The 18570-nt window shown below is 59.0% G+C and carries 18 protein-coding genes and 1 pseudogene; 7 read left to right on the top strand and 12 right to left on the bottom strand.

What is annotated here, in order from left to right; genetic code table 11:
- Nucleotides 1-4: 4 nt before the first annotated feature.
- The 3 genes from MTR62_RS15365 to MTR62_RS15355 all read right to left on the bottom strand — a co-directional run bounded on the left by MTR62_RS15365 (nucleotide 5) and on the right by MTR62_RS15355 (nucleotide 6805).
- Nucleotides 5-823, bottom strand: a complete 819-nt coding sequence (locus MTR62_RS15365; RefSeq protein ID WP_244022508.1) for an SEC-C metal-binding domain-containing protein — start codon at nucleotides 821-823, stop codon at nucleotides 5-7.
- Nucleotides 824-962: 139 nt separating this feature from the next.
- Nucleotides 963-5282: an NACHT domain-containing protein gene (locus tag MTR62_RS15360; RefSeq protein WP_244022506.1), complete on the bottom strand. Its 4320-nt coding sequence runs from the start codon at nucleotides 5280-5282 to the stop codon at nucleotides 963-965.
- A gap of 146 nt (nucleotides 5283-5428) precedes the next feature.
- Nucleotides 5429-6805 (bottom strand): hypothetical protein, encoded by a 1377-nt coding sequence (locus MTR62_RS15355; protein ID WP_244022504.1) that lies wholly within the window; start codon nucleotides 6803-6805, stop codon nucleotides 5429-5431.
- 616 nt (nucleotides 6806-7421) lie between these two features.
- Here MTR62_RS15355 and MTR62_RS15350 point away from each other — a divergent pair.
- The 5 genes from MTR62_RS15350 to MTR62_RS15330 all read left to right on the top strand — a co-directional run bounded on the left by MTR62_RS15350 (nucleotide 7422) and on the right by MTR62_RS15330 (nucleotide 11574).
- The gene (locus tag MTR62_RS15350) at nucleotides 7422-8309 is read left to right on the top strand and encodes an ArdC family protein (RefSeq protein WP_244022502.1); all 888 of its coding nucleotides are present in this window, start codon (nucleotides 7422-7424) and stop codon (nucleotides 8307-8309) included.
- Nucleotides 8306-8551, top strand: coding sequence for a sigma-70 region 4 domain-containing protein (locus MTR62_RS15345; protein WP_244022500.1), 246 nt, complete (start codon nucleotides 8306-8308; stop codon nucleotides 8549-8551). The genes MTR62_RS15350 and MTR62_RS15345 overlap by 4 nt, the downstream gene beginning before the upstream one ends.
- Nucleotides 8552-8929: 378 nt before the next feature.
- Nucleotides 8930-9496: a hypothetical protein gene (locus MTR62_RS15340; RefSeq protein ID WP_244022499.1), complete on the top strand. Its 567-nt coding sequence runs from the start codon at nucleotides 8930-8932 to the stop codon at nucleotides 9494-9496.
- A gap of 404 nt (nucleotides 9497-9900) precedes the next feature.
- Nucleotides 9901-10095, top strand: a complete 195-nt coding sequence (locus MTR62_RS15335) for a hypothetical protein (protein ID WP_244022497.1) — start codon at nucleotides 9901-9903, stop codon at nucleotides 10093-10095.
- 1218 nt (nucleotides 10096-11313) lie between these two features.
- Nucleotides 11314-11574: a hypothetical protein gene (locus MTR62_RS15330; RefSeq protein ID WP_244022496.1), complete on the top strand. Its 261-nt coding sequence runs from the start codon at nucleotides 11314-11316 to the stop codon at nucleotides 11572-11574.
- Between the two features lie 502 nt (nucleotides 11575-12076).
- Here MTR62_RS15330 and MTR62_RS15325 read toward each other — a convergent pair.
- Both MTR62_RS15325 and MTR62_RS15320 read right to left on the bottom strand, forming a co-directional pair.
- A complete protein-coding gene (locus tag MTR62_RS15325) occupies nucleotides 12077-12898 on the bottom strand; it encodes a transglutaminase-like domain-containing protein (RefSeq protein WP_244022493.1) in 822 nt (273 codons plus the stop codon).
- 16 nt (nucleotides 12899-12914) lie between these two features.
- Nucleotides 12915-13829, bottom strand: a complete 915-nt coding sequence (locus MTR62_RS15320; RefSeq protein WP_244022491.1) for a transglutaminase family protein — start codon at nucleotides 13827-13829, stop codon at nucleotides 12915-12917.
- A gap of 17 nt (nucleotides 13830-13846) precedes the next feature.
- Between MTR62_RS15320 and MTR62_RS15315 the strand changes: the two genes are divergently transcribed.
- Together MTR62_RS15315 and MTR62_RS15310 are read left to right on the top strand one after the other, a co-directional pair.
- A complete protein-coding gene (locus MTR62_RS15315) occupies nucleotides 13847-14620 on the top strand; it encodes an N-formylglutamate amidohydrolase (RefSeq protein WP_244022489.1) in 774 nt (257 codons plus the stop codon).
- Between the two features lie 192 nt (nucleotides 14621-14812).
- The gene (locus tag MTR62_RS15310; RefSeq protein ID WP_244022487.1) at nucleotides 14813-15034 is read left to right on the top strand and encodes a hypothetical protein; all 222 of its coding nucleotides are present in this window, start codon (nucleotides 14813-14815) and stop codon (nucleotides 15032-15034) included.
- A gap of 172 nt (nucleotides 15035-15206) precedes the next feature.
- Here MTR62_RS15310 and MTR62_RS15305 read toward each other — a convergent pair whose 3' ends face one another.
- The 7 genes and pseudogenes from MTR62_RS15305 to MTR62_RS15275 form a co-directional block, all read right to left on the bottom strand.
- On the bottom strand, nucleotides 15207-15659 hold the full coding sequence (locus MTR62_RS15305; protein ID WP_244022485.1) for a hypothetical protein: 453 nt from the start codon (nucleotides 15657-15659) through the stop codon (nucleotides 15207-15209).
- A 90-nt stretch (nucleotides 15660-15749) separates the two neighbouring features.
- Nucleotides 15750-15938, bottom strand: a complete 189-nt coding sequence (locus MTR62_RS15300; RefSeq protein WP_244022483.1) for a hypothetical protein — start codon at nucleotides 15936-15938, stop codon at nucleotides 15750-15752.
- A 71-nt stretch (nucleotides 15939-16009) separates the two neighbouring features.
- Nucleotides 16010-16219, bottom strand: a complete 210-nt coding sequence (locus MTR62_RS15295) for a cold-shock protein (RefSeq protein WP_148628165.1) — start codon at nucleotides 16217-16219, stop codon at nucleotides 16010-16012.
- A 473-nt stretch (nucleotides 16220-16692) separates the two neighbouring features.
- Nucleotides 16693-16842 (bottom strand): hypothetical protein, encoded by a 150-nt coding sequence (locus MTR62_RS15290; RefSeq protein ID WP_244022481.1) that lies wholly within the window; start codon nucleotides 16840-16842, stop codon nucleotides 16693-16695.
- A 40-nt stretch (nucleotides 16843-16882) separates the two neighbouring features.
- Entirely contained in the window at nucleotides 16883-17149 is a 267-nt protein-coding gene (gene infA, locus MTR62_RS15285) for a translation initiation factor IF-1 (RefSeq protein ID WP_244022479.1), read from the bottom strand.
- A 579-nt stretch (nucleotides 17150-17728) separates the two neighbouring features.
- The gene (locus tag MTR62_RS15280; RefSeq protein ID WP_244022477.1) at nucleotides 17729-18091 is read right to left on the bottom strand and encodes a response regulator; all 363 of its coding nucleotides are present in this window, start codon (nucleotides 18089-18091) and stop codon (nucleotides 17729-17731) included.
- Nucleotides 18092-18332: 241 nt separating this feature from the next.
- A pseudogene (locus MTR62_RS15275) lies at nucleotides 18333-18570 on the bottom strand (hypothetical protein); the annotation flags it as partial.

The following is an 18570-nucleotide window of genomic DNA, read 5'->3' as shown; positions in this document are numbered from 1 at the left end:
CATCTCAAGGCGCACTTGGCGAGAGGTAAATGGAGGTGCCCACCTCCCTGACGTCCATAGTTGTCGGTTCAGCTTGCTCTCGATGGCTTTCGAAGTAGCCTTGGCGAATGAAGTCGCTAGTCGGGGCCTCGGAACGGTCCACGACCTGCAACACGCCGCCCGGGCGCAAGACACGGTCAGCCAACTCGTATACTTCGTTTTGGATAACAATCCGAAGGTCATGTTCGTCTTTGACCCCTCGGTGTACACTATAAGCGTTGTGTCTACGCCACGAGTGGGCGCCAGTCAGCCAGATGGTAACCGCATCGAACAGCCCGTTGTGAAGAACAGCCTTCTCCAGATAGTTGTCGGTTAACGGATCGGCTTCAATCAACGCGATCGGCTCCGCCAACGGCAGGGAAATTGGCTTGTCGGTCTGCAAAAAGCCGTAGGGCGTTTCCACGGTTTCGAGCCGCTCAATTAACGGCGCTGGCAACCCCGATTTCTGAAGAGTCTGTTGCGCAACTTTCAGACATGCGAGATTTTCATCGATCGCGACCACGCGGAGCCCGGAAGGCAGACATTCCGTGAGAGCAAGGAGGCCATGTCCACTTCCGCACCCGACGTCGAGCACGCGCTTCACTTCGAACGGCTTCAACTGTTCCGCCATCCAAGCGTAGTCGCCACGCTCATATTGCAGTTCGGCGGTTACCTTCCAATTTGCAGCGTACACCGCCTGCGCGGCGACGTATTTCTGATCGGATGACGATAAATCTACTATCCGATGACATTTCTTGTACTTGCGTCCACTTCCGCACGGGCAAAGATCGTTAGGCCGAAGCACCGGAATAATCCCTCATTCGAATTGTACTTGAGAGTAGGTAGATACCTGCTGTCGAGCCCCCGACCATACTCAGTTGCTTTCCGAAGCAAAAACATTTGCATCTCGCGCGGTTGTCGATTGCAAAAAAATGGCTTGGAAATTAATCTGCTGTTGCATTTGGATCGGGCTTCATAATTGGCCATGGCTTACCAGATGCAAGGTCGGGATGGCGCGGCTCTGTCATGGGCACACCACGTTCATCTCGAATGAGATCAATAGCCGTTAAACAACGCGCAGCGGCATCTTCTGGGCCGCCATCCGTTGTCCGTGCAAGTAGCGTTTGCCGTAGTTCGGCGGCGGGCACAGGCACCACGTTGTAAGCATTGCACCAGTTCTCGACGGGAATGTGCTCTGTGACGACCGCCTCAATTGAGCGCCAATCCAGCATGGGCTGCTTCTGTTTGATCTCGATATCGATGAGAAGCAGTAACCCTTCGTCATCTGGATTTTCGGCAACGGCCTTGGCAAGAAGCGTGAGAGCGGGGGATGTCACACCACTTTTCAGCGAATCATAAACTTGTCGGCGCACTTCCGGATGTCTTTCGATCAACGTGCCGAGTTCTCGCGACCATCGCCATTTGTCGACTGACTTAGCGTCGAAAACGCCCTGCGCCGTGAGTTCGATGAGGCGCTGTGCGGATGAGATCGTACCCAGTTTGAGTGCTGACGCCCGCCATTGATAATTCTCGTAGAATCTCTGATCTTGTTCGGCCAGGTCAAATAGAGCCTCTTCCGCGCCTGCCGAGGGCGACGCGGCGAATGCGTCAACCATGCCCTCCAGAAAGCGCGGCTCTTGCTGTGCAGCAGGCATGTTCTGCACAATATCGAGTGCTACGGCGGGTTGATTGGTAAAGGGTGATAATCTCAACCATTCCCGCAACTCATAGTCTTGGTTGTCCATGAGCATCCATGGATGAGTTTTTGCAGCCTCAAGTGTTTCGGCGACACCATCGATGATAAATTTGCTATCGATTTCCGCGCCAGAGAGAATCAAATTGAACAGCAATTTGGAACGCGTGCGCCGGGGTGTAAGAGAGATGAGCTTCTCAATGGTGGCATTGCGCTGGCCGTGCGGCAAACGTACAGCCACGATACCGAGTTCGGCCGCAAGCCGCTTCTGGTCGTCTGTTGCGCCATCCGCGATAAGCGTTTCGATGACAGAGAAAATTGCTTCCGCCGCGTCCGAGGTCGCACCCGGATCGGCGGCGTGGACCGCACGCTTTTCCGCCACGCCGCTAAAATCCGGTCCACCAAAGAAGCGTTTGTTCGGCGGAGGTTCATTTGCGGCCTTCCAATGATCCGCGAGAACGCATGCCGCGAGTTCGCCAAAGTGTGGATCGGCGAGATATTCACACATCAACGCGGTCGTTTCCGGCGATTTTATAGCCATGAACGCACGCATATATTCCTGCGTCAATGGCCAACTTGCCTCGTTCTGCGCCTTGCCTTGCCGCCAACCTTCGGCAGCGGCTTCTTCCCTGAAGGCACGGTAGCGGCGGAGATTTTCATCCAGCATCCGTTTCAAGAGGGGAAGCAAACTTACATCGGGCGCACGGCGCGCAAGCGAAGCGACGCTGGCAATATGCCGCCGCTCCGCGTCGCTGGACGACAAAACGCGATTGCCCCAGTCTTCGATAAGCGCACGGATAGCAGTAAGGCTTTCCGCATCGAAAGGACGGCCCCGGTCGGCCTCATCGGGATGACGTGACAGCAATTCGGCTAGTCGTTCAATCTGCTCATTGTCGGCCTCTGCGGAATGCGCCCACGTGGCTGCGACCAGGCTTACGCCCGGCACATGCGCAATACGCGATTGGATGCAGTGATACCTGTCCGCAGCCGTCTTGTCGTATTTGCCGTCCGCATCACGGAGCCGCGTCCCCGCATCCAACAGCGCATCGATCATGCGCCCCACAGATTGCGGTCCGAGAACAGAAGCAGCGGCTTCCGCCTGGTTATCCAGACGTCCCGTTTCCGCCAGTGCGAAGCGCAGCAGGTCATCGTCTTCAAGGGCGAAGCCGGCTCTGGCGAGGATATCGTCCGCCCCATAGAACAAGGTGCGGCCCGCCCGCACGCGCGCAAGCAGACCATCTGCAACTGCCCGCGGATATCGATTCCAAGCTTCATAGATGAGCCGCACCGCTGCATCCTGCCGGTTCTCGATCTCCATTTCCGTGATAATAGCGGTGAGTTCTCCGCTCTTATCCGTGATATCACTGGCGAAAATGATCGAGTGTAGCCGGTCATAAGTTGACATGCCGCTTTCTTCGTGTCGCTTGCGCGCAGCGGTGATCCTCTGTTGCACAGCCTCGTCGTTCACTTCGTCAAAGAGGTTTTTCCGCGCGACCAGATCGAAAGTCGCGTCTTTTGCGCCTTGCAATAATTCTACGATGTGGCGGTCGGCGCGGCGGAACGCCAGTGCGTCAACGACGGATGCCTGCACTTCCGGATCGGAATCGTTCTTCGCAACCGCCATTGCGAGATCAAGACCATCCATGCCGCCGTGAAACGCCATTTCATGGAGAAGCACGGCGCGCACTTGCGATAGTAAAGCCCCGATACGCTTTTTTGCATCCTGCCCTAGCAGGGACGGACGAAAGCGCCTGCAATTGCGGAGCGCCTTGAGGCTTACCTGATCGTTTTCATGGGTGATGAGCGGCCAGATGTGGTCAAGAAATTCCGGACGCCCTGAATTCATCATGAAGCGGAAAGCACGGTCGCATTTGCCCGGTGCATGCCAACGGCCGATATGTTCCTGAATCGTAGTCGAGACAGAAGCCCAAACGTCATCCGTTGCACGGTAGATCATTTCGGCGGCAAGGATGGGATCGACCTCAAAAGCGGCGAGAATGGCCTTGCCGCAGGCAGCCTTTTCGGGCGCTCCACTCCGGGCCATTCGCTCGACTGCGAATAGGATAGCTTCTTCCCACACGGGAAGATTGAAGATGTCGGCTTTCAGCGCTTCGCGTCCCTTGGAATCATCTACTTCGCTGATGATCCGGCGTTCAACCGTGTGCGAGGCATACCATTCCTGCAACTGCTGATGTTGGAATGAAACGCCGGGCGTATCACCGGCGCGCATGAGCACATGGCTGTTGACCAGCACATCCAGCACGTCACCGGGATCGGGTTGGGAGTTTAGGGTCAATTGCCCGTTCTGAACCAGCAGCTTTCCCGTCTCCGAGATTGAACTTCGCGCATTGCTGTCCGAAATGGCCGTATTTGCCGTATGCGAGGCGAAGTCGGCAAGGCCGCCCAGAAAATCTCCCTGAAAGCCCCTCGCCACGGCATGGAGCGCCTCTGCATGACCCGCATCGTTTTCATGCGCAGCGACGAAGTGTCGCAAGACTTCCTCTTTCGTGGTCGGAAACGACGCGTTCTCGGGAAGCAAAAGCAAGGCCGACAGGTAAAGCGGTATGGTGACGAGATCGCGCACACCAGATGTGCGCCAAGCCTGATCCACGATTTTCGCGCCTGCATCGCCGCGCATAGCGACGGCGATTTGCATTTGCTGTTCCTCGCTGAGCGGCAAAAGATCGACGCGCGTTCCTGCGAACGGCACGTCGAGCGCTTGCCTGCGCGTTGAGATGATAAGCCCGAGTTCCGGCAATTCCGCCTTCAGGGTCTCGACCTGTATTCGCGCACGCCTGCGCGCATCGGCGTCCAACTCATTCCAGCCGTCCAGCAAAAGCACCATGCCGGGAAGGCTTGCCGCCGCCCGGAAATCAGCTTCCGAAATGTCCCTCAAGGCAGGGCGTTTGAGGATCGAGCCGAGAACCGTTGTTTCTTCGGTCGCCCAATCACCAAGCGGCACGATGAGGGGTATGCCGCCGCCATCGGTCAACATGGCCTCGGCAATCTGGAAGAGCGTCGTCGTTTTTCCCATGCCGGGCGGTGCGACCAGAACCAAGTCGTCCAATGACACGACTGCACGCGCGATTGCGTTTGTCGTTACAGGTTCGCTGAGCCCTTCCACTTCAAGCGTAAGCGGCACGGACGTGGAAGGCCATTTCGCCGTGTTCCGGAACACGGAAAGGTCGGCAGTGGCAGCATCGCGAAGCCGCGCGTGAAGGTCATCGTTGGATTGCGGTGCGGGAGGTGCTTCGTTCCGTAGCACGCGCCGCCAGGAATCTTCCTGCACCTGCCGTTTCCACTCGCGCAGAAGGCCAACGGTGAATGCCTTCTCATCTGAGTCAATGGCCTTGCCGTGATCGCGGCACATCCAGATGCCGTTCTCCGCCGAGGAACGTTGCTCCGGCGTCATCTTCTCGTCATAGCGTGGGCCACCCGGCGCGGCAGCGCAGATGTGGGCTGCGGTGCCGAGATTGATTTCTCCGTCCCCATCCTCAGTCGCGCCGACTGTGAGCGCACGGCATGATGGAAACGAACAAAGCCAGCCCGCGCGCTTCGCGATCTGGTTCACCGTCTTCTGTGTAAAATCGTCTCTATTTCTTGCCAACGCCGATACTCAAACATCTTTACTCAGTCAGTGGGTTTGGGCTGAATATAGCACTTCGGGACACCCAAGAAATAATCCCGATATTGTTGTTTTTGATATATAATTCTCCTCTATCCTCTGGCAATCCGTGCCTTGGTCAGGTCATGCACAAGGGCTATCAACTCTTGCATGTGCTGATCGCCTTCCGCCGTGGACCACGGCCCGGCCATTTCGCCGTGCATGACCGAATTGCGGAGCTTCTGCCACGTATCCACATGGGCCGGATTGACCGTTCCACCTTTGCCCAAGGTGCGGAGGAATGCGAGCGGGCTACGCTGTTTTACAAACCCCAGATTTGATAACATGCGCCCGCGAAGCGCAGCGTCACCGCCCCACGCGCGAAGGTGCTTTTCCATGGCTTTCAGGGTGTCATCGGAAAACTCCGAGCGCCTGTCACCCTCGCTCATAAGTGACTTTGCCAGCGCCTCGACCGTACTAGCGAGTGTGAGCAGGATACTCCAACGTGATCCACGTTGCGCCTGACAGAGTTCTTCATAGAGCCGTGTCACTTCGTGACCTTGCATGCCCATACCGTCACCAGCCGCGATCATCGACAGGATATCCGCGTAAAGCTGCCAAAACCGCTCGTCATGCGTCCGGTCGAGCCCCACGGGCTGCATCAGGCCGAACGGCGAAGGCGTCACCTGTCTCGGCGCGGGAAGCAAAGTCACGAAAGCCGAGCCATCACCGAAGTTCCGCGCGGTAAGCCGGGGATAAATGATCGCGCCCATCAGGATACGTAGCGGTTCCGACAGCCAGCTTTCAGCCTCAGGGTGGCGCAGTTGGTCGCTTGTATCGGCGGTCAGCCAGAGCCCGTCCCCGGACAGATCATTGGCGAACACGACCCGCGTGCCCAGCACGTCAATAACCTGCCGTCCCGGCCCACGGCTTCCACCAAGCTCTTCCTCGCCGAGAGTTGTCGTCGTCATCATCCATTCGTTCATGGGAAGATGGAAAGGAGGCAGGAACAACAGTTCTACGCTACTATTCTGCGCCACCCATGGACCTGAGACTTTCGTGCTCAGCCCTTGCAATTCTCCCGCGAGCGGCCAGCCGTATTTATGGTCGGTGAAGAAATCTATAGCGGTATAGCCGCCTGCCCATTCATTGCCTTCATAGTCGGTGGCGAAGAGACGAAACTGTTCAAGCGCCTCATAGGGATTTTCGCGCGCGGAGATCATCTTGCACCAAGCCGCACCGCCATCAGCCGCGCTGCCATACATCGAGAAACGGATGCTTGAGGAACCGTCGATTTCGATCCGGCCAGGGCCGGAAAAAAAGGTTCCTTCGAAATCCCGACCGACCAGCCTCAGGTCGCTGCATTCAAGCGTACAGGCTTTGTCGAACAGGCGTTTCCAATGTGAAAGCGTTTGCATCATCACTGCCCTAAAGAAGTTCTCTGCGCATGCGACTGAGATGGATTTTTCCGCCAACTCAACGAAGGCCAACTTACGCTGATCGAGGCCTCAATCCAGACTTTCCGGATCATTCAACATAGTCGGTGAGGCGATCCTACGGCGGCTTTCAACCACTCAGATCAGACCTTGGTTTCCTGACATGGTGCGCCATTGAAGATGGTGGCGTCTCAGGCCGTCTCGGCCTGACCGCGCTCTACTTCCGCTGCGCTCCAGCCGAGCCGCCTGCGGCGTCTCGGCGGCATGGCCGTGACGATCGCATGACGCGTTCCGGCCCGCTTTGAGCGGTCCGGTCGGGACGTATCGTCCCGTAGGCAGTCACCGCGCGTTTGGCGCGGCGGCGTAGAGCCTTCGGCTCCAAGGTGGCGGGGGGCGTCACGGCCCCGTAGCCTCGCCTCGGCGGCGCGCAACCCGTCCGCTGCGCTTCCGGGTCTTCCACTCCGTTTCAGCCCTTCGGGTGCGCCCCGCCGGTTACCGGCGGGGCTGTTGGTCCNGCGCGCAACCCGTCCGCTGCGCTTCCGGGTCTTCCACTCCGTTTCAGCCCTTCGGGTGCGCCCCGCCGGTTACCGGCGGGGCTGTTGGTCCGCTCCTGCCGCCCCCCGCCACCCTGGCGCCGGTCAATGGCGGTTGAAGGAAGGAGTGAAGGACCATGAGCACGTCGGACCGTCAGAGCCTTTATGGCGAGGTTACCGCCAAGATCATCGCCGAGTTGGAGGAAGGGAGGTTACCGTGGGTGCAACCTTGGGATGCCTCGCGCTGCCACTGCACGATGCCGCAGAATGGCGTGTCGGGGCGAGTGTACTCAGGCATAAATGTGCTGATCCTTTGGGCTTCAGGGATCGAACAGGGTTACGGCTCGCAGCGCTGGCTGACCTATCGGCAGGCCGAAAAGGCGGGCGGGCATGTTCGGCGCGGGGAGAAGGGAACGGTCATCTGCTATGCCGACCGTTTCACGCCCAAGGATGAAGCCGAGAAGGCACGGGGCGAGGATCGCGAGGCACCGACCATTGCCTTCCTCAAGCGCTTTACCGTGTTTAACGTCGACCAGTGCGAGGGGCTTCCCGCAGAGTTGACCAGCATTCCGGCGCTGCCCGATCCGGTCATGGCAGTTGCCGAAGCCGACCGGGTGATTGCCGCGACCGGCGCGGATTTCCGGATTGGCGGAGGGGAGGCCTACTATTCGCCCGCACAGGACTATGTGCAGGTTCCGCCGCAGGCTGCCTTTCATGATCCCATCAACTGGTATCGCACGGCGCTGCATGAGATCGGGCATCACAGCGGCCATGTCAGCCGTTTGAACCGGGATCAGTCGGGAGCCTTTGGATCTGCCACGTATGCCAAGGAGGAACTCGTTGCCGAGATGGCGGCGGCCTTCACCTGCGCTTCGCTCGGCATCCAGCCCACGGTCCGGCATTCGGATTACATTGGCGCGTGGCTTGAGGTTCTGCGGGCCGACGAAAAGGCGATCTTCCGGGCCGCCAGTGCTGCGAGCAAGGCAGCGGACTTTCTCCTCTCGGGTGGGGAGGCGCAGTCATGAGTGATCAGCTTCCACCCCATGTCTTTCGGCGGCGGGGCCATCGTGCCCTGCGCCGGATGACTGAGCGGCAGCGCGCGATCTTCTGGGCGATGCGCTTGGAGGAAACCAGTTATCCCGAACTCGCCGAGCGGCATGGCATGAGCGCGGACGAGGTACAGGCCGAATTTGCCGCAGCACTCAAGATATTCTTGCGCACGTTGCGCGAGCCCGATCCATGGTGGCAGCGTCTGTGGCCGTGGTGATGTTGACCCTGCCGTCCGATCTAGCGGACGGCAGGGTCAAGACACATCTTTGAACGACGCGGGTGCCGTAACCAGACCTCTATGCCACCGGTCGCGCTGCCCTTGGCGCGCGGACTCCCCTCTGCTATCTTGTTGAGGCGCTGCGCAAAGGGCAGCGCCGGGACTGGTAATCCCGCACACGATGCAAGCTCGGAAAATTCGGTTTTCCGGGGTGCCGACGCGTATGTCCAAGCCCTCGGGCTAAAGGCGGCGGCGCATGTCGTGTGCATGTTACCAGCTCCGGCGGCTCCCGCGCCTAGCGTGCGGGAGTTCGGGACTGTTTCCGCATCTGTCTCGTCATCTTCCGCGTAACCGCATCGATGCGGACCGGAGGTGCCTATGGACTACCTTATCCCTGTCTCGTCCCAGAGCAGCCTGCCTGTCAGGCCTGCACATCGTGCCCATAACGGTGAGCTTGCCGCGCTATGGCGGATCTACGGCGGCGAGCCCTTCCAGCTCTTGCGTACTCGCGAAGGACGTGACCTCAGCCGCGCTCGCTACCAGCGCGCGCAAGAATTCCAGCGATCGCTTGAACCCGGCGCGCCGGGCGAGTGGACCGACTTTCTCTACTGCACCGGCATCGTCGTCCAACTGGCCCTGTCATGCCACCTGCTGGACGTAGGCTTTCCCGATGCTTGGTGCGCTCGGCACATTGGTCTGCACGTTGACCGATCGCTGGCCTATGCCAACGCCACCGGCTTTGGTTATGAGTGCGAAGAGACGGAACGCCTGACGCACGTGCTGGCCCCTTATTGGAAATGGAACCGTATGCACCTGATCGGCGATGCCATGCCGAACGATGGAGGTTTCAAACCGGATGAGGTGCGGGGGCTGCTGAATGCGCTCATGGACCATGTGAGGGAAGTTACCGGCCACGGCCATCTGCGTCGTCAGATGAAATCATGATGTCCGCCTCCGTGACGTCGGTAGCAAGGGCAGGTGCGACTTCATTCGGGAATCGGTTCGATTGCTTTTGAAGGAAAGAATTATTGGGGCCTTTGAGTGGGGCCTTTAAGGCGCGGGCTTCGATCTAATTGATTGATATAAAGTCGGAAAGATTTGGCGGTTCGATTCCGGCTCGGCTCCATTTTTGCTTCTCAGCAGGTCTGAAAGCATCCCAAAACCGGCTGTTTTCTGCGGTTTTTGAGTTGTATCATGGCTCCGTCAGGTTCGGGCCATTTCACTAAATCTCACCCAAATGATGGTAGATTTAATGGTTGTCCCGCCAAAGCGATCGGGAACTACCATCATGTGCCCTGAATATCGTACCGGACAGTTGGCATTGGCGCGAAAAATCCGCTGTGGCGGCCATGAAGCGCGATGGCTGGACGGCCGGTCAGCGGCTGATGCCGATCTACGATGCGAAGCGCTGGGAGAAAGTGGCGCGCTTCCTTCGATTACCGGACGAGGAGCGCGCAAAGTTCGCCGACTGGGTGACGAAGGTGGAGGAGGCGGAGAGCAAGGCCACCTGCCCTATCCACATGAGTTCGATGGACGGCAGATAAGGGCGGGCCTTGGGACTTATTCGAGACAGTCGGCTTCAATGCCATAGTACGTCGCAATCGGACGCCATCATGAGGCGAACGTCCCGCTAGTAGTCTCCCGAAACTGGTCGTTCGTTCATTCCCCAAACGCGCTAGTCGTCGCCTTCTGTAATTCAAATAGTCGCCCCCTCCCAGCTTCTAAAATCCGAATAGTGCTTGGCCGTGACAGTAAACCTTTGCCGGAAAAATCTCCTGTGTGAATCAGAAGAATCTGGCAAAATCGAAGCTTACAGGAGTTGGGCTATTTTCATAAGGAAGTTGAAGTTCGCGAGTGAGCCGATCGGGTGCTCGCCTTGAGCCAACAGCATGCTCATGGTCGCGCTGCCACAGGCCAGTGTGGCGCCTTCTCAGAGACCGTTTGAAAAATGCCTTTTCAGGCATTTTGATTACGGCACCAGCCCACTCCCCCACCCGACCACCCGCCACCCGACCACCCGCAGGATACTGGCAATGGGTGGTCGGGTGGGGGAGTGGGCTGGTGCCGCAAAATTCGCATTTCGCGAATTTTCAAACGGGCTCTCACATTCCAATTCGAACAATTGTCAACATTTTCCAGAAATATTTTTTTACGCCAGACTGAAAGCCCACCTACAAGAAGCTGGCGCTGCCAGTTGAAGTGGCGTATACCGACGACATTGCCGAAGGTGTTTCGCAATTCGGTGACTGAGAGACCAAGCGCGCTCCCGCAGGATGGAGAATGCGCATGGATCTTGAGCAACTTCTTTTCCACCGCCAGTTGGCTTTGTCCGAGAACTTGGCTCGAGGTGCGAGCCTTGGGTCTCGTTTCGATCTGGTTCGCCATTATGAGCGACGTATCGCGAGATTGTGCCCGGAGCGAAGTGCATTGCCCTATTCGAGTTGGACGCGATAATGTTCCAGCCTGCTCCTTGCAGGGTAGCATCGATCCGGCATCACACCCCTGGCGCGAACGGGCGCCTGTGGTCGGGGCCACCGCGCAACTCTGCGGTTTACCGTAGGCGCGAAGACATCTGGCGGCTGGCCCATAATCTGCTGGGCGGGCCCAAGGCGGCCGATGCCTTCCTGAGCCAGCCTTCAACGGATGGCCACGGCACGCTCATGGATCAGGTCCAGGCCTCTGCCTTGGGGCAACTCCAGGTGAGCCATTGCCTGCACCGGCTGGCGACTCAAGGCGGCTACAATTTCTGACAAAGGCAGCAAATGACCGAAGAAGCCACGAAAAAACCTGTAGTTCGAGGTGCGTGGTCGCGCCGGGACATCCGATTCAAGATTCCGCCAGAGGCGGCCAAGCGGCAGGGGCTCATTACCCGGATGGCGCTGGAAAGTTTCACGACGAAGGATGAAGCCATCGCTTACCTCAATGGCGAATGCATCGCTCTGGCCGGCCGGCCGCTCGATCTGGCGACCCATTCGCACAAGGGATTGGAGCAGGTAATCGCGGACCTGCGCAACAGATCCTGATGTCAGTGGCCGGCTTTGCAGAATCCGGCGCGCTCCTTGCCTGGAAACGGGATCAGAGAAGTCATGCCGCAGCGGCCTTGTGATCCATGTGAGCATGAAAGGAAGTTGACCCGCACGCGCTTGGCTGAACGCTGTGGATAGGATGGCCTTGGTGGCCGCCTTTGCCATCACGATCTTCGCGACCGGGCCCCTTCCTTTTGCGCTTGGGGCATACAGCCGAGTTTCGGCAGTTTCGTTTGCTATACCTTCCTGGCCAGTGGCCTGCTCATCCCGGGGGACTACACTACAGGTGTAACCCGCTGGAATTCGGATACGCCGATGGTACTGTTCCTGGCTGCCGCGCGCGTGTTGACTATGGCAATAACGGCTGCGGCTTCGTTTCCAGTGGATTGATTCTGACATTTGAGCGCGCCCTATCCGATAGGGTATCAAATGTCAGAATCGAACCACCAGTCGCCTCTTTGCTGTTCTGAACTGCCCGGACGATGCCCGGGCCAGCTCGTCAGGGCAGGGTCGCTGACGAAACCTCTTCCGCCCGGACGAAGAACGACTTTAGGACCGCGTCGCCAAAGCTCGTGGTAAGCGCCACGTCGGTTGCATCGCGGCCCCTTGCCATCAGAATCCGGCCAACGCGAGGGACAGCATGGCGGGCGTCATAGGTGTACCAGGCGCCCTGGATGAACACGTCGAACCATGCACTGAAGTCCATCGGTGCGTCGTCCGCCGGCACCCGGATGTCGCCGAGATAGCCTGTGCAATAGCGGGCCGGGATGTTGAGGCAGCGACACAAGGCTATGGCCAGATGGGCAAAGTCCCGACACACTCCCTCGCGCTCCTGGTAACCGTGCCATGCCGTCTTGTTCGATCTGGCATGCTCGTAGCCGAAGCGCAGGTGGCCGTGTACGAAAGTGACGATGGCCTCAACCCGGTCTCGGGCTGACACCAGGTGACCGAAATTGCTCCACGCCACATCCATCAGGAGGTCGGTTTCGCAGTACCGGCTGCCCAGGAGATAGATCAGCGCTTCGTCCGGATAGGTTTCGACGCCGGCCTGCGGGCCGTCTGGCGCACGTACATCGGGCTGGCCATCGTCCTCGATGACAAAGTCGCAGGACACCGCCACGCCTCCCGCAGGCGCCGTGAAGCGCGAACAGATGTTCCCATAGCCATCCCCGTAGTCGTAGATCGGCACCTCGGGCCAGGTGCGGATGCGCTGCGGGGTGGTGAGGTGCTTGTTGCGTGAGGGGTGCACGCTCAGCAGGGCCAGCATGGCGGTCGGTATCTGCGCTTCGAAGTGAATTTCGTAGCCGGCTCGAATGAACATCGTGGATTCCTTGCTTTCACCCGAAGCGGGTATTGGTGGCGCCGTGCGGGGGCGGGGCTGCGCCGCTCAACTGGATGTCGACCTCTACCGACATGCCAAGGTTACTGCCGGGATAGCCGGTCCACAGGCCCGACAGCGGGACGGCCTGGTAAGGATCACGCGCTATCGCCACGCGGATCAGACCGCTGTTCCCGACGATGCCGTTGGTCGGGTCGAATTCGACCCAGCCGGAACCCGGCAGGAAGATGCGAACCCAAGCGTGCGTGTTGCCCCCGCCCACGCGGCCCGTGCCGCAGTCGGGATCATAGACGTATCCGGATACGAACCGGGCCGCGAAGCCGACCGAACGCACCGCCTCGATCATCAACACCGCAAAGTCCCGGCAGGTTCCCTGCCGCCTTTGCAGCGTTTCGATCGGGCTTTGCGTACCCTTCTCGTGGCGAGGAATATAGGTGAAATCGCGCCGGATTGTCTGCGTCATGTCCTCGAGCATGGCCAGCGTATCGGACGACCGGTCCAAACCGACGAATGTGCGCGCCCAGTCGTCGATGATCCGCCCGGGATCGAGGTAGGCGCGTTCGATCGAGCGCAGGAGATCGGGCATGTCCTCGGAGGAATAGGTAAAGGGAAAGCGCCGGGCGTACGGTTCGATGTCAACGCTGGCCCCGGCAATAGGCTCATGATCGAGATGCACGGTGCTCTCGACCCGCAAGTTTCTAGCCGGCGCACCGAAGGATGCGATCGCCACCGAATTGCCGAACACGTCGTGCAGCCATCGCAGTTCCGCCGGCTGGGGCGTTATCGCCAGCCTTGCACTGACAAGGCGCTGGTCAAAGCTCTCGCGCGGGCGCATCATGATGCGATGTTCACCGAGAGCGACAGGCTGTCGGTAGGAGTATTCTGTAAGATGACGAATGATCAAGTGCGGCATGTCTGCGCCATGTCCTGATGGCTGCACCACGCCCTGAGACCTTGTTTGGTCCCGGCGATCCCGAACCCGTTCAACGCTTCAATCCTCTCGGCACGGCGCCTTTCATCCTGACCGGGGATCATGCCGGAGCCGCGATACCTGCCCGGCTTGGGCGACTGGGCCTTGGAGAGGACGCATTGTCCCGTCATATCGCGCTCGACATCGGCGTTGCCGAACTGGGCCGTGCCATTTCCAGGCGCCTCGACGCCGTATTTCTGTCGCAGGCCTATTCCCGCCTCGTGGTGGACTGCAATCGCGATCCCTGGTCGCATGAGGCCATTCCGCAAACCAGCGACGGGACGCCGGTGCCGGGCAACCAAAGCCTTTCCTCGCGCGAGCGAACGCTGCGTATCGGCGAAATTCACGAGCCCTACCACGCCAGACTGGCCGACGAGGTCGCAAGGCGCTGGCACCCCGGAAAGCGGGTCGTGCTGGTCGCGCTCCACAGCTTTACGCCTGTTCTCGGCGGGATCGAACGGCCTTGGGATGTCGGTATCCTTCACGCGGGCGGAAACGAGAGCTTTTCGCGCCGGTTATTGGGCGCATTCGCGCGCGAGCCAGGCCTGTGCGTCGGTGATAACCAGCCCTATCCCATGGACCGGACGGACTACAGCGTTCCCCGCCATGCTTTCGGCCGTACGCTGGATTATGCCGAAATCGAGATCCGTCAGGATCACGTTGCGGACAAGGCCGGACAACGGCACTGGGCGGAATTGCTGTGCATGGCACTTGAGGAAGCCTGGCGGCAGTAAGCGCTTGTCACCATCGGGAGAACGGCTCATACCCCCCAGCATCAGGCCGAGGGTATCCGAGCAAGTCCTGACTGAGAGACAGGTCGTGCTCCCGCTTTTGACGTGGAGCCTCTTGATGCCGTTACACCCTGCTCTTTTCGTGACCATTGACCTATCCTTGCCGTTGGCGCTTGACGAAGGCGGTTTGCTGTCATGAGCCGCGCCATGAACCTGGCCCTGCCCGAAGAAGACGTGATCGCGGCCTGCGCAAAGTACGAGGTGTCGATCAGTTGCACCGAGCCGCTACCGCAAGGCGGTACGCATCTGGTCTGCACCCGTGGAGAGGGCGCGATGGTCATCCGCTCGAAGCTTGCCGCGCACGTTATCGAAGGGAAAGTCGCGCGTTTCCCGTTTTTCCGTTCCGACAAGGCCTGAAGGCCCGATGGCCATGGGGGACCCGAGCCGGGGTTGAGCGCAAGCGGCGCGCGCCCACGTGACGGCTTTTGTGCTGCACAATCGCCGCGCCCCGTGACGGGTGGACGGCGGGCAGGCTGACTGTGGTTCTGGCACGGGTGGTCCGGGATGGAGCCGCCCCAGCTACGCAGTTTCAATGCGTGCTGCCAAATCCTGCAGGAATGCGCCGGGCATCGGCTTCGTCTTCGACTTGCTGCAGGCCAGTCAGGAGATCGACCATGCAATTGAAAAATTCCAGGGCATCGCTGGTCGATCCAAGCGGAAGCTGGACTTTCGATCCTGACAATGCCGCCGTGGCTTCAGCTTCGGTTGCATCCCGAAAATGCATGAGCAATTGCGCCCGCCCGTCGGGCTTGCCCGCGATACGATCGAAAACGATGGCGTTGATCCGTTCGAGCAGCGCCGAGTGTTCCGGCGAGCCCGGGTTTGTTGCCAGAAATTCGACCAGCCCGAGCCAGTTTTTCGCACCGCCCGATGATGCATTGGCGCAATGAAGCACCTGCAGTGCACCGCAGCCGTCACGCTTGCCAAGAGACCAGGTATCTCCATTTGTACTTTCGCAAAATGTGAGCATCGCTTCAGCCATGGGTTCCTCTTTCGATCTGGGCAGACGCATTCTGGTCGACTGCCTTGCGACGGGCGATCGGTAAAGATCCGGTCCGGAACGACCAGCCAGTCAGCTTTCGGGAAGCGACGGAAGGGTCTTCTTGCGGTTTTGCTGCACCTTGAGCGCGCTGGCGGCCATTTTTCGCCATGCCGCTTCGGCACGCAAGGCGCGCGCGCGCACGTTCTCAAGTTCGGCAACCTGGGCGTCCCGCGCGGCTTCGTCGGCACGGGCAATCAGGAACGTGTAGTTCAGAGCCATTGCATGTCCTTGCAAGTCGGCGAACGGACGCCCCCGACGCCGCGCAAGCGCGGGCCGAGGGCGCGGGGAAATCAGTCAGCGCTGCTGAGGTTCACAGCACTTTTCTTGCCGTTGCGGCCCTCTTCCACCACGTAGTTCACGCGTTGGTCCGTGTTGAGCGTCGAGAACCCGGCGGCCTGAACAGCCGAGATGTGCACGAAGCTGTCGGCTGAGCCGTCGTCAGGCTGGATGAAGCCATAGCCCTTATCTTCGTTGAAGAATTTTACGGTTCCGATAGTCATGGTCGTTTCCTTTCAAGAAACGGGATTGCCCGTCGGCGACATGCCGGCCGGGTGTTGCGTCTGGTCGTCAATTGAAAGGAATGCGTCGTCTTGCGTCTTGCGGAAAAAGGTGATTTTGACATCCCATGTTCCGTAACCAATTCGTCGATACCCGTTTAAAAATCCAACGAGAGCAAAAGGGGAAAGTCACGCAGCGCGTGATGCGCTGTGCGGCCTGATGGAAGAGGATGGGGCAACGCACGCCTGGCTCCAGGCACAGGCTGCGGCCGCTCCAAGATTGTGCTGGAATGCGCTGATGCCGCACGCGATGGTCGATGCTTTCAGCATGAGCGTGCGGCGATCGTCGTCATTCCGGGCCGTGCTGGCTTGCAGCAGGGCGCGCTGGTGCGCGGCGTATTCGTGGTTGAGGTCGATGGTTTCTGTCCTGTTAGCGGATGAGGCTGAGGGCCCTCCCGCTGGTGTTCATGAAATGGTCAATCGACCATCGCGGCAACGAGTTGCTGCAGGTCGGTGGCGCTCAGCAGCGAGCGCATTTCCGGAATGCGGGGCAACCGACTGCGCGGGTTTGCGCAAGGGCGCTTGGGGTGGCGCTCGGTGGCGCCAGTCGTCTTGAGTGTCATCATGTCGTTCTCGAACCGGCTTTAAAGCCGCTCATTTCTCGTTTCAGCGTCGGAAGGTCCGTCCACGAGAGCCACTGGGGCCTTGCCCTGGCGTCTTCTCGCGATAGACAATGCGCCCCTTCGACAGGTCGTAGGGCGTCATTTCCACGCGGACTTGATCCCCGACGACCGACTTGATGCGAAACCGCCGCATTTTTCCGGCAGTATAGGCAATAATCCTGTGGTCGTTCTCAAGCATCACGCCAAAGCGCCCGTCGGGATAGATTTCGTCGATCCGGCCTTCCAGCGTAATCAGTTCTTCCTTCGCCATGGCCGCCTCTTCAGATGCGGGTAAAAGCCCGCAGGCGGGCACATCCCAATCTGCGGAGCCATGAAGCGTGTAAGGAAGGCGGTGCCGCAATCTGTACGGCAATCAAATTCCGTCGCAAGCGACGTGAGGCAATCTTTAATATATGGTCATATTCAAAAATTGCAAGATAAATCGCCACCGCCGGTGCCAAGGCGAATCTGCGCCACGACATCCAGCTGTTATTCGCCATTATCGGCATATTTTCGGTGAGCGCAAATGAGAAAGTATTGATAATTTAATTCAAGAAGCTTCCAAAATTCGTTTTAAAGGCGGAGAAACGAATCAGAATTGGATTGGTGAATTTGAAAACTGCGGAAACCGGATTGTCTGCCAGAGCAAAGCAAGGAAATCTGTAAGACAGGGGCAGAAAAACGAGCAGCCCCCGGCGCAACGATAGCCCGGCAATGAGAAAGCGGGGGTGGCGCTTGGCGCGATCACGGGAGAGCTAACGATGACCGCGCCCTCGATCATCTGTCATCGCAATTCTGTGATCGGCCTGCAGCGGGGCTTGATGTGCTTGGGCGGCAATAGGATCCAAAGTCAGGCCATGAGCATTTTCAATGCTTCAACGAGAGACCTATCGAGATAAGGTTTTTCCAGGAATACAGCGCCATGCGGAATTTCGTGACGGGCCAGAGGCCAGCGGCCTGACGTGATGATGATGCCGATGTGCGGCCATCGCGCCTGTGTTTCAAAAGCCAACTCCATCCCATCGATTGGCCCGGGCATGTCGATGTCAGTGAACAGGATTGCTATTGAAGAGCTCTCTTCAAGGATGCTGAGAGCGCGAGTAGCATCCGCCGCCTCTCTCGGAAGGTATCCGACGCTCGCGACAAGGTCGCAGGCCGCCAGCGATATAAGGGGTTCATCCTCGACAACGAGGACAGTGAACTTGTGGGACATGTACAGACGGCCTTCGGCGGGGCGCAGCGGTCAGCCCGGCATGTCGTCCCGATATCATCGGCCAAGGCTCGCAGGTTCCGTTCGAACCTGCTCACAACAATAACCGCAGGACCTTTAATTTCCACAATATTTTACGTGCGCCAACTTCAGAAGCTGCATGCGGTTGACCTGGATGAACGAAGCTCCGGAGCTTTGATCGAAAATACGAGTCACATGAGCGAGCGCGCCAGCTGTTCAGCAGCTACCCATTGCTGAGGGAAGTTGGCCGTTTCGCGCTTCCGGTGCGGGCTTCGTCCCGTATCATGGTTATGAAGCGCCGCAGCGCTTCGGGTTGCTGGCGCCGGCTTGGATAGTAGATGTGGAAAGCTTCGCCCAGGGACGACCACTTGGGAAGAACTTCACGCAAGTGACCGGCCTCGATCAGATCGGTCACCCGCTTGTCAATGGGTACCGAAGTTTCCGCAGATGTGGGCGTCCAA

This window comes from Novosphingobium organovorum (genome assembly GCF_022832435.1).
Classification (GTDB): domain Bacteria; phylum Pseudomonadota; class Alphaproteobacteria; order Sphingomonadales; family Sphingomonadaceae; genus Novosphingobium; species Novosphingobium organovorum.
This window is presented reverse-complemented; position numbering and strand designations above follow the sequence as displayed.

Coding starts and splice junctions, on each gene's coding strand:
- MTR62_RS15325 (WP_244022493.1), bottom strand. CDS start 12,898: ATGTTCATTCGAGCCGGCTACGAAATTCACTTCGAAGCGCAGATACCG.
- MTR62_RS15305 (WP_244022485.1), bottom strand. CDS start 15,659: ATGGCTGAAGCGATGCTCACATTTTGCGAAAGTACAAATGGAGATACC.
- MTR62_RS15295 (WP_148628165.1), bottom strand. CDS start 16,219: ATGACTATCGGAACCGTAAAATTCTTCAACGAAGATAAGGGCTATGGC.
- MTR62_RS15345 (WP_244022500.1), top strand. CDS start 8,306: ATGAGTGATCAGCTTCCACCCCATGTCTTTCGGCGGCGGGGCCATCGT.
- MTR62_RS15350 (WP_244022502.1), top strand. CDS start 7,422: ATGAGCACGTCGGACCGTCAGAGCCTTTATGGCGAGGTTACCGCCAAG.
- MTR62_RS15280 (WP_244022477.1), bottom strand. CDS start 18,091: ATGTCCCACAAGTTCACTGTCCTCGTTGTCGAGGATGAACCCCTTATA.
- MTR62_RS15300 (WP_244022483.1), bottom strand. CDS start 15,938: ATGGCTCTGAACTACACGTTCCTGATTGCCCGTGCCGACGAAGCCGCG.
- MTR62_RS15290 (WP_244022481.1), bottom strand. CDS start 16,842: ATGATGACACTCAAGACGACTGGCGCCACCGAGCGCCACCCCAAGCGC.
- MTR62_RS15310 (WP_244022487.1), top strand. CDS start 14,813: ATGAGCCGCGCCATGAACCTGGCCCTGCCCGAAGAAGACGTGATCGCG.
- infA (WP_244022479.1), bottom strand. CDS start 17,149: ATGGCGAAGGAAGAACTGATTACGCTGGAAGGCCGGATCGACGAAATC.
- MTR62_RS15335 (WP_244022497.1), top strand. CDS start 9,901: ATGAAGCGCGATGGCTGGACGGCCGGTCAGCGGCTGATGCCGATCTAC.
- MTR62_RS15315 (WP_244022489.1), top strand. CDS start 13,847: ATGGCTGCACCACGCCCTGAGACCTTGTTTGGTCCCGGCGATCCCGAA.
- MTR62_RS15340 (WP_244022499.1), top strand. CDS start 8,930: ATGGACTACCTTATCCCTGTCTCGTCCCAGAGCAGCCTGCCTGTCAGG.
- MTR62_RS15320 (WP_244022491.1), bottom strand. CDS start 13,829: ATGCCGCACTTGATCATTCGTCATCTTACAGAATACTCCTACCGACAG.
- MTR62_RS15330 (WP_244022496.1), top strand. CDS start 11,314: ATGACCGAAGAAGCCACGAAAAAACCTGTAGTTCGAGGTGCGTGGTCG.